Consider the following 9,497-nt stretch of genomic DNA (forward strand, 5'->3'; position numbering starts at 1 on the left):
CTTAACGCCCAGTGGACGCTCTTGTGCCTGATCCAAATTCTGAAACGGCACCGCTCTCCCTGAGCAGGGCCGTATAGGTTCCGAGCGTGCCGGCGGATGAAAAGTTCAGGTGGATATGTCGCCATCGGGCGGGGAATCAAATCCGTCGCCCGATTGTCCACCGATAGAGCAAAGCACAAAGGAGGCCACACCGATGAATATCCCGATCCCGGCTGAAACCCCGGACCCGAACATTGACACGCCCACCCTGCCACCGACCGAACCGGACCCGATTCCCGAGCAGGAACCGCCTGGCACTCAGCCACCACCGGTGGAGGAACCGCCGACGACCATGCCACCGGTGATTGTGTAAACCCTGGTATGAACCACAGGGGAGCGCCATGCTCCAGAGGGCTGGCAGCATGGCAAACCCTCCCCACCTCACCTGATATACGAAACTTCCCACACCTCACAGGGACACTTCTTAGTGCTCCCCCGCTCTACGGACATCAGTCTTGTCACGCAATGGCCCCGGTACCTGGCGGCCTGGCAACCCTTAACGCGAGACAAGACCATGTCGATAAGCACAACTCAGCCGTCCGGCAGTACGGCATACCAACAAATCGAAGACTTTAAGCACCGGGATGATCGCGGGGGCGACATAGAGCGTAATGGCTTGAAGTCCAAGACCTCGGAGCAAGCGACCCAGACGTTGACGCGTTCGCATAAGGGCTTTAATGACAAGAACAGCGATGGCACGACACGGGTCACTTATTCATTTGTGCCTGCATCCAAAAAGCCTCAGGGCGAACAAGGCAACTATCAGGGCGTTAGCAACATCGATGAAAAACAGCAAACCCAGACCCGGGATGCTTTGAATACTTGGTCAGATGTCACCAACCTCAAGTTTGTCGAAGGGCCCAAAGACAAGGACAGTGAAGGCCACATTGCCTTTGGCAGTTTTAACAAGACGAAAATCAACAAAGAGTTCAAGCCGTTTGCCCCCCATACCGTCCACCCGAATGCCAGCGACCCGAATGCCCAAATCTGGACAAAACCCAAGGACACCGAAGGCCCCGCCGGCAAAGCCATCCTGATCCACGAGATCGGTCACGCAATAGGCCTCGACCACCCAGGCAACTATGGCAAGGAGTACCGGGAGAAAAAGCTCGGTTATAAGGAAGATTCAAAAACCCACTCCATCATGAGCACCTATCACCACGGCAATCCGCCGCAGACACCGATGATTGACGACATCGCGGCCATGCAGGGCAAATACGGCGCCAATTACGAAACCCGCAAAGACGACACGACCTACGGTTTCAACTCAAATGCCAATCGCGCCGCCTTCAGGCTCAACTCGGAAAAGGACACGATGAGGGTCGCCATTTGGGACGGCGGTGGCAAAGACACGCTGGACTTCTCCGGCTACAAGACAGACCAGAAGATCAACCTCAACGAAGGTACTTTTTCCAATGTAGGCGGGGCGGATCGAAACGTGGGGATCGCTTATGGCGCGGTCATCGAAAATGCCACAGGTGGCCAGGGCAACGACTTGATACTCGGCAACGACGTTGCCAATGAACTCCATGGCGGCGCCGGCGATGACGTGATAGCGGGCGGCAAAGGGGCCGACACGTTATGGGGCGGCAAAGGTTCCGATGTCTTTGTCTATGGCAACGTAAGCGAATCGAGTTGGCCCACGGACCCCGACCAGATCATGGACTTCGAGAGCGGCAAAGACAAAGTGGATATATCGGGCATTCGCCAGGAGCTGGGGTTGCCGCTCAGGCAGGTGGAAGTGCAGGCTGGCACTTTATACGCCGGAGAATATTCCATTGCGTACGACCCGAAAGAAGACATCAGCACATTGCGCGTGCGCGGCAAGCACGCGGGAGAGAGCCTGATGGTGCATGTCCATGGGCGATTGCAACCTGGCGATATCGTGACCTGAACCAAGGCGACGGATTGAGCCAGAGCAACCTCAACGCAAGGCCGGGCTCCAGCTAATCCTTCTCCAGCAACCTGACGATCCTTGGCATCACGCTGAACACCATCAGCGCCAGCACCGTACTCAACACCGCCGTCGACTCACGCCCCATCCCGGCCGCGACGCCAATGGCGGCGGTCATCCAAAGGCCGGCGGCGGTGGTCAGGCCTTTGACGTGCTGGCCCTCCTCGTCTTCCTTGCCCTTGAGGATGGTACCGGCGCCGAGAAAACCAATGCCCGCAATCACACCTTGCAACACGCGGCTCATGGCGTCGGCCTGGGAGCCGGACAAATTCGGCACCAACACGAACAGCGCTGCCCCCATGGCCACCAGCATATGGGTGCGCACCCCGGCGGCCTTGCCCTTCTGTTCACGTTCAAAACCCAGAATGCCGCCCAGAATGGCCGCAATCAGCAACCGCACGGTGATCTGTGTCAGTTGCCGGGCATCGCCAATGTCGGCAAATTCAGCTTGCAGGGTTTGCCAGACTTCATGCCACCAGGCGTCCATGGTCGTGTCCTTTCAAGGGTCGATACGGGATGGACAACGCCGACCGTCAGTCAGTTGCGCAGAACCATTCATCCACGGGCAACGCCTAACCCTCAATATCCCTGGAAAAGGACAGCACCATGCCCGTACGTATCGAAAACCAGACCTGTTACTTCAAGGTCGATGAGCACGGCGACGAACAAAGCCTCCCCGCCACCGATGTCACGGTGATTACCGACAGCGCCAAGTCCATGTCAGCCGTGGAGTTGAACGGCGATCGCGTCTACATCACCGAAGCAGAAGCCGACGCATTGACCGTCGCAGGTGCCACCGACGGCCGTAAGCATCTGAAGGCCACCGACGGTGATTCGGTGATTTGATTGACCTGGATCATCCCCCCCGCAAAAGTGCTGCACCCCACGCGCCACAGGGTGCAGCACATTGTCGCAGGCGCGCATCAAAGGCCCATCTGATCCGCTTTTAATCGCCATACCTGAGCCTGTTATGCAAACAGAGCGCCGGTCATAGTTCATCTGCCTGATGGAGGCTGATGAGCGAAAGACCATGAGCGATAGAATCCCCGTCCGAACCGTAGAAATGTATGAGCCTGCGCATCCAAAGAAGATGAAGGCCACCTCCAGCGACAACCTGATTCACACCCGCAGCTTCACGGGCCTGTTCCGAACCTTGCGCGTGGTGGGCGCGGGCTTCCTGTTCCTGGCGTTTTTCGGCACCGTGTGGCTGAACTGGGGCGGACGCCAGGCCGTTCTGTGGGACCTGGCTGAAAGCAAATTCCACATTTTTGGCGCCACGTTCTGGCCCCAGGACTTCATCCTGCTGTCGGCGCTGTTGATCATCTGTGCGTTCGGCCTGTTCGCGATCACGGTGTTCGCAGGCCGCGTGTGGTGCGGCTATACCTGCCCGCAAAGCTCGTTTACCTGGCTGTTCATGTGGTGCGAAAAAGTCACCGAAGGCGAGCGCAACCAGCGCATCAAGCTGCAAGCCGCGCCCTGGAGCTTGAACAAGCTGGCCAGGCGTTCGGCCAAGCACACCCTGTGGCTGGGCATCAGCGTGCTGACCGGCCTGACGTTTGTCGGCTACTTCACGCCGATCCGCCCCTTGGCCGAAGAACTGCTGACCTGGCAGATGGGCGGCGTGAGCCTGTTCTGGGTGCTGTTTTTTACCGGCGCCACCTACCTCAACGCCGGCTGGCTGCGCGAAGCAGTGTGCATGCACATGTGCCCGTATGCGCGGTTCCAGAGTGTGATGTTCGACAAGGACACCCTGACCATTTCCTATGACGTGGCCCGTGGCGAGCACCGCGGCCCGCGCAAACGTGATGTGCAACCGGCGGACGTCGGCCTGGGTGACTGCATCGACTGCCAACTGTGCGTGCAGGTATGCCCCACCGGCATCGACATCCGCGACGGCCTGCAAATGGAATGCATCGGCTGCGCCGCGTGCATCGACGCCTGTGATTCGATCATGGACAAAATGGGCTATGCCCGCGGCCTGGTCAGCTATACCTCGGAGCATCAGTTGCAAGGGGGCAAGACCCATCTGCTCAGGCCGCGACTGATCGGCTACAGTGCCGTGTTGCTGGTGATGATCGGGGCGTTGGTGGTGGCCCTGGTCGTACGGCCGATGGTGTCGCTGGACGTCACCAAGGACCGCGGGATGTTCCGCGAGAACAGTGAAGGCCTGATCGAGAATATCTACAGCCTCAAGGTCATCAACAAGACCCAGCAGCGCCAGGATTACCGCCTGGAGCTGGTAGATGCAGACGGCTTCCAGTTGCAGGGCAAGACCGACATCAGCCTGGCGCCCGGGGAAATCACCGATGTGCCGGTGTCGGTGGCGATGACCGCAGAGAAGCCGGTCAGCAGTTCCCAGACCATCCGTTTCAAGGTAACGGACGTGGATGAGCCATGGGTTTACAGCGCGGCGGATAGCCGGTTTGTGGCGCCGTTGAATCGTTAAAAACCGGGTTTCAGAAACACTGGAGATCAAATGTGGGAGCGAGCAAGCCCACTCCCACCTTTTGATCTGTGTTCAATCAGCAAAATCTGTTCAAAGCACTAGGCCCCAATGAAACGCTACGAAAAATTCGCCGACGACATCGCAGAACTGATCCGCTCCGGCGTCCTCGGCCCGGGCCAGCGCGTGCCTTCGGTGCGCTACGCCAGCCAGACCTATGGCGTCAGCCCGTCCACGGTGTTCCAGGCCTACTACCTGTTGGAGCGTCGCGGGCTGATCCGCGCCCGGCCACGCTCCGGGTACTTCGTCAACACCCATGCGCCGAGCCCGTTTTCCGAGCCGGCGGTGAGTGCCCACGTGCACGAGACCACCGAAGTGGACGTCAGCGAACTGGTGTTCTCGGTGCTCGACTCCATCAAAGACCCGCAAACCGTGCCGTTCGGCTCGGCGTTCCCCAGCCCGACGCTGTTCCCGCTGCAGCGCCTGGCCCGCTCACTGGCCAGCGCCAGCCGGGAAATGGACCCACGCATGGTGGTCACCGACATGTCGCCGGGCAACCCGCAGCTGCGCCGGCAAATCGCCCTGCGTTACATGGTCGGCGGGCTGATGCTGCCGATGGAAGAACTGTTGATCACCAACGGCGCCCTTGAGGCGCTGAACCTGTGCCTGCAAGCCGTGACCGAACCGGGCGACCTGGTAGCCATCGAAGCACCGGCGTTCTATGCCAGCCTGCAAATACTGGAACGCCTGAAACTCAAGGCGGTGGAAATTCCCGTGCACCCGCGCGACGGCATTGACCTCAAGGTGCTCGCCCAAAGCCTGGAACGCTACCCGATCAAGGCCTGCTGGTGCATGACCAGCTTCCAGAACCCCATGGGCGCAACCATGCCCGAGGCAAAAAAACAGGAACTGGTGGAATTGCTGCGCAGCCATCAGGTGCCGCTGATCGAAGACGACGTGTACGCCGAGTTGTACTACGGCCAACAGGCTCCGAAACCGGCCAAGGCGTTCGACACCGAAGGCCTGGTAATGCATTGCGGCTCTTTCGCCAAAAGCCTGGCCCCCGGCTACCGCATTGGCTGGGTCGCCGCCGGGCGTTACGCACAGAAGATCGAGCGCCTGAAGCTGATGACCTCGCTGTGCGCCTCAATGCCGGCCCAGGCGGCGATTGCCGATTACCTGCAACACGGCGGCTACGACCGGCACCTGCGCAAGTTGCGGTATGCGCTGGAGGAGCAGCAAAGCGCCATGCTCGCCGCCATCGCGCGCTATTTCCCGGCGCAGACACGGGTCAGCCAGCCGGCAGGCGGTTATTTCCTGTGGCTGGAGTTGCCGGAGCAGACCGACTCATTGAAGTTGTTCCAGATGGCGTTGGCCCAGGGCATCAGCATCGCGCCGGGACCGATTTTTTCGCCGACGCAGCGCTTCAGGAACTGCATTCGTCTGAATTACGGCAGCCCTTGGGATGAGTCGTGTGAAAAGGCGATGGAAACGCTGGGGAAGATTGTACGTTCGTTTTAAAGCCTTGGAACCAAACAGGGTGCCGGACCACACAGGAGCGCGGCATTTCGTTGAACAGGAAATGTCCGTTCTCTGGTTCAAATCAAAGGTAATCGATGAAGATCTCCCCTCCAGCCGGCCTGAGGCTGCTACCGATCCCTCCCAACTACATGCGTGCCGCAGAACAAGGCCAGGTACGTGAGATGACCGGCCCAATGGGTCTGCCTGTCGGCGACCTTCGTTCGGCAGAAAGGATCATCGAACAGAGTCTGGTGCTAAGCGGTTTCCTTCGGCGTTACGATCACCTGGCCATAGGCGATGACCTCAAACGGCAAGTCGGCGACTGGACCGAAGCCAATCCGGATCCAGACTCACGCGCCGATGCCGCCTACAACCTGGACAAAGTGCTGCGGTTCATTGACAACCTCGACGACCGCAAGCTGAACGCCAGTCACACTCGAAACGGGGTGGTAGATGGCTTTTCTGACTCAGGCTATAGCACCCAGGACAACTCGGAGGCCAGGCTACTCAGCGAGTTCTCGAACAGGGGCTACACAGTGCTGCGTTGGGCCGGCTACTGAGCTACTGAGCGTGTGGCAAGGGCTTGCCCCTGCCACAACGAGCCCAGACCTAGCGACCGCCCGCCAGGTCAATAAAGGTCCCGGTGGCATAGGACGCCTTGTCCGACAGCAGCCAGATAATCCCTTCCGCGACTTCTTCAGCACGCCCGCCACGGGCCATGGGAATCCCGGGCTCCAGCTTGCTGACCCGGTCCGGGTCGCCGCTCAGGGCATGGAAGTCGGTGAAGATGAAGCCGGGACGCACACCATTGACCCGAATCCCCTCACCCGCCACTTCCTTGGATAACCCGAGGGTGAAGGTGTCGAGCGCGCCCTTGGAAGCGGCGTAGTCGACATATTCCCCCGGCGAACCCAGACGCGCGGCGGCCGACGACACGTTGACGATGCTGCCGCCCTGCCCGCCATGCTTGGGCGACATGCGCAACAGCGCATGCTTGGCACACAGAATCGGCCCCAACACGTTGGTTCTGAGGGTTTTCAGGATGCGGAACTCGGACATCTCATCGACCCGCGACTTGTGCCCGACGGTACCGGCGTTGTTGACCAGCGCGGTCACCCGGCCCAATTCGGTATCGACCCGGTGGAACAAGCCGATCACTTCGTCTTCGATGCTGACATCGGCCCGTACCGCAATGGCCTGGGCGCCGAGGGCGCGCACTTGCTCAAGTACGCGGTGGGCAGCGTCCTCATCGGCCTGGTAGTTGATGCAGATGCGGTAGCCCTGGGCAGCGGCCAGCAACGCCGTGGCAGCGCCAATCCCACGACTGCCGCCGGTGATGACGACGACTTTATCCATGTGTAAGGTCTCCTGATTCAACGTGAGCTGATGGATCCAATACTACCTGCGCCCCGCAGGTTTTGCATGGGCTCACGTCACCGAATGCGCACGCACCACCTGCTCGGCACTCTGGATGTCGGCCATGAACCCCTCGGCCGGCAACGGATGCCCCAGCAGATACCCCTGCAACGAATCGCAGCCCAGCCGTGTGAGGAAACTCTGCTGTACGTCGGTCTCCACGCCTTCGGCCACAATGCGCAGGCCCAGGGCCTGGCCGAGGGCGACGATGGCCGAGACAATCGCCGCGTCGTCGCTGTCGTGCTCGAGGTCGCGGACAAACCCTCGGTCGATTTTCAGCTCATTGGCCGGCAGGCGCTTGAGGTACATCAGGCTCGAATAGCCGGTGCCAAAGTCATCGATGGACAGGTCGACGCCCATGTCCGAAAGCTTCTGCAACACTGTCATGCTCGCATCGGCATCGCTCATGGCGGTGGTTTCGGTGATTTCCAGGGTCAGGCTGTTGGCCGGCAACCGGTGACGCTCCAGGGCATTGGCAACGCTCTTCACCAACCCGGCATGGCAGAACTGCAACGCCGACAGATTCACTGCAATGCGCCAATCGTGGTAGCCCTGGGCGTACCACACCTGCATCTGGCGACAGGCTTCGTTGAGCACCCATTCGCCGATGGGGATGATCAGCCCGGTCTTTTCCGCCAGTTCGATAAACTTGTCCGGCAACAACAGGCCCTGTTGCGGGTGTTCCCAGCGCAGCAGCGCTTCGGCACCGACCGGGCGGCCGCTGATGGCGTCGAACTTGGGCTGGTAGTACAACCGGAACTGCTCGTGCTCCACAGCGTTGCGCAAATCCTGCAGCAGTTGCAGTTGCTTGCGCGCGTTGGTGTTCATCGAGACGTCGAAAAAGCTGTAGCCGTTCTTGCCCATGCCCTTGGCGTGATACATCGCCGCGTCGGCGTTCATCAGCAGTTCCTGAGGCGTGGCGCCGTTGCCGGGGAATAGGGCGATGCCGATGCTGGCGGAGATTTTCAGCTCGTGCTCGGCGACGCGGAACGACTGGTTGATCAAGCCCACCTGGCGCTCGGCCAGGCGCAACGCATCGTCAGGCTGACCCAATTGCACCAGCAACACGAACTCGTCACCGCCGATACGGGCCAGGGTGTCCTGGCTGCGCAAGTCTTCCCGCAGACGCAGGCCCACTTGCTGCAACAACTGGTCGCCCATGTGGTGACCGAAAGCGTCGTTGACCGGTTTAAAGCCGTCCAGGTCGATAAACATCAGCGCGAAGCAACCGCCCTCTTCGTTCACCCGCTGTATCGCTTGTTGAATCCGGTCGGCAAGCAAGGTGCGGTTGGGCAAACCGGTGAGCATGTCGTGCAGGGCCAGGTGGGTCAGTTCCTGGTTGGCTTGGGTCAGCGAGTCCGCCAACACTGCGGTGCGGGCTTCCAGGCGTGCGTCCAGCAGAGACGTCAGCAGCGCAATGATCAAGACCGCCAGGGTGGTCACCAGCACCAGGTTGTCCAGGCCCTTGCCACTCAAGCCGTTCAGGGCCGCGCCGCAAAAACTGCCATCGGCGAAACGCGCAGCCGCCATGCCGGTGTAGTGCATGCCAACGATCGCCACGCCCATCACCATCGCCGCGCCGCCCCGGGCCAAACGCACGTAAGGCGTGTTGCGCCGCAGGTTGAAGGCAATCCACAAGGCCGCCGCCGAAGCCCCCACGGCAATCAGCAACGAGGCGGTGAACAGCGTGGGGTCGTAGTCGATACCGGGCGTCATGCGCATGGCGGCCATCCCGGTGTAGTGCATGGCGCTGATGCCGGCGCCCATGATCAAGGCGCCAAACCCGAGCTGCCAGGCCGGCAAACGCGGTTGACTGACCAGCCACAGGGCAAAACCGCTGGAAAGGATTGCGATCAGCAATGACAGCGCCGTGATCTCGATGTCATAACCCAGGCTGATCGGCAGGCGAAAGGCGAGCATGCCGATAAAGTGCATCGACCAGATACCCACCCCCATCGCCAGCGCGCCACCGCCCATCCACAGGTAGACGGCACGCCCTTTGGCCGTGGCAATGCGGCCGGTCAGGTCCAGCGCGGTATAAGACGCAAGGATCGCGACAAACAGGGAAATCAGGACGAGGGCGGGGGAATAACTACCGGTGAGCATGGGACTTCTCGTGACCAA

At 60.4% G+C, this 9,497-nt stretch carries 9 protein-coding genes; 6 read left to right on the forward strand and 3 right to left on the reverse strand.

Annotated features, from left to right (window positions below; all coding sequences use genetic code 11):
- The first annotated feature begins 193 nt into the window (after window positions 1-193).
- Window positions 194-352: a hypothetical protein gene (locus HKK54_RS29250; RefSeq protein WP_010171624.1), complete on the forward strand. Its 159-nt coding sequence runs from the start codon at window positions 194-196 to the stop codon at window positions 350-352.
- A gap of 201 nt (window positions 353-553) precedes the next feature.
- A complete protein-coding gene (locus tag HKK54_RS29255) occupies window positions 554-1,933 on the forward strand; it encodes a M10 family metallopeptidase C-terminal domain-containing protein (RefSeq protein WP_169388736.1) in 1,380 nt (459 codons plus the stop codon).
- 52 nt (window positions 1,934-1,985) lie between these two features.
- Here HKK54_RS29255 and HKK54_RS29260 read toward each other — a convergent pair whose 3' ends face one another.
- Window positions 1,986-2,480 (reverse strand): MgtC/SapB family protein, encoded by a 495-nt coding sequence (locus HKK54_RS29260; RefSeq protein WP_010171626.1) that lies wholly within the window; start codon window positions 2,478-2,480, stop codon window positions 1,986-1,988.
- Between the two features lie 119 nt (window positions 2,481-2,599).
- Here HKK54_RS29260 and HKK54_RS29265 point away from each other — a divergent pair, with 119 nt between their 5' ends.
- The 4 genes from HKK54_RS29265 to HKK54_RS29280 all read left to right on the forward strand — a co-directional run bounded on the left by HKK54_RS29265 (window position 2,600) and on the right by HKK54_RS29280 (window position 6,517).
- Window positions 2,600-2,839 (forward strand): DUF3203 family protein, encoded by a 240-nt coding sequence (locus HKK54_RS29265; protein WP_010171627.1) that lies wholly within the window; start codon window positions 2,600-2,602, stop codon window positions 2,837-2,839.
- Between the two features lie 184 nt (window positions 2,840-3,023).
- Window positions 3,024-4,439, forward strand: coding sequence for a cytochrome c oxidase accessory protein CcoG (gene ccoG, locus HKK54_RS29270; RefSeq protein ID WP_029615939.1), 1,416 nt, complete (start codon window positions 3,024-3,026; stop codon window positions 4,437-4,439).
- Window positions 4,440-4,547: 108 nt separating this feature from the next.
- Entirely contained in the window at window positions 4,548-5,957 is a 1,410-nt protein-coding gene (mapR, locus tag HKK54_RS29275) for a GntR family transcriptional regulator MpaR (protein WP_010171629.1), read from the forward strand.
- A 95-nt stretch (window positions 5,958-6,052) separates the two neighbouring features.
- Window positions 6,053-6,517, forward strand: a complete 465-nt coding sequence (locus HKK54_RS29280; RefSeq protein WP_237151019.1) for a hypothetical protein — start codon at window positions 6,053-6,055, stop codon at window positions 6,515-6,517.
- Window positions 6,518-6,566: 49 nt separating this feature from the next.
- Here HKK54_RS29280 and HKK54_RS29285 read toward each other — a convergent pair whose 3' ends face one another.
- Both HKK54_RS29285 and HKK54_RS29290 read right to left on the reverse strand, forming a co-directional pair.
- A complete protein-coding gene (locus HKK54_RS29285) occupies window positions 6,567-7,313 on the reverse strand; it encodes an SDR family oxidoreductase (protein ID WP_169388737.1) in 747 nt (248 codons plus the stop codon).
- 72 nt (window positions 7,314-7,385) lie between these two features.
- Window positions 7,386-9,479 (reverse strand): putative bifunctional diguanylate cyclase/phosphodiesterase, encoded by a 2,094-nt coding sequence (locus HKK54_RS29290; RefSeq protein WP_169388738.1) that lies wholly within the window; start codon window positions 9,477-9,479, stop codon window positions 7,386-7,388.
- Window positions 9,480-9,497 lie beyond the last annotated feature (18 nt).

Origin of the sequence: Pseudomonas sp. ADAK13 (assembly GCF_012935715.1) — a bacterium.
Lineage (GTDB): Bacteria > Pseudomonadota > Gammaproteobacteria > Pseudomonadales > Pseudomonadaceae > Aquipseudomonas.

What these genes read in the sequence shown, in the direction of transcription:
- HKK54_RS29260 (WP_010171626.1), bottom strand. Translation starts at nt 2,480, where the DNA reads ATGGACGCCTGGTGGCATGAAGTCTGGCAAACCCTGCAAGCTGAATTT.
- HKK54_RS29250 (WP_010171624.1), top strand. Translation starts at nt 194, where the DNA reads ATGAATATCCCGATCCCGGCTGAAACCCCGGACCCGAACATTGACACG.
- HKK54_RS29285 (WP_169388737.1), bottom strand. Translation starts at nt 7,313, where the DNA reads ATGGATAAAGTCGTCGTCATCACCGGCGGCAGTCGTGGGATTGGCGCT.
- HKK54_RS29255 (WP_169388736.1), top strand. Translation starts at nt 554, where the DNA reads ATGTCGATAAGCACAACTCAGCCGTCCGGCAGTACGGCATACCAACAA.
- HKK54_RS29265 (WP_010171627.1), top strand. Translation starts at nt 2,600, where the DNA reads ATGCCCGTACGTATCGAAAACCAGACCTGTTACTTCAAGGTCGATGAG.
- ccoG (WP_029615939.1), top strand. Translation starts at nt 3,024, where the DNA reads ATGAGCGATAGAATCCCCGTCCGAACCGTAGAAATGTATGAGCCTGCG.
- HKK54_RS29290 (WP_169388738.1), bottom strand. Translation starts at nt 9,479, where the DNA reads ATGCTCACCGGTAGTTATTCCCCCGCCCTCGTCCTGATTTCCCTGTTT.
- HKK54_RS29280 (WP_237151019.1), top strand. Translation starts at nt 6,053, where the DNA reads ATGAAGATCTCCCCTCCAGCCGGCCTGAGGCTGCTACCGATCCCTCCC.
- mapR (WP_010171629.1), top strand. Translation starts at nt 4,548, where the DNA reads ATGAAACGCTACGAAAAATTCGCCGACGACATCGCAGAACTGATCCGC.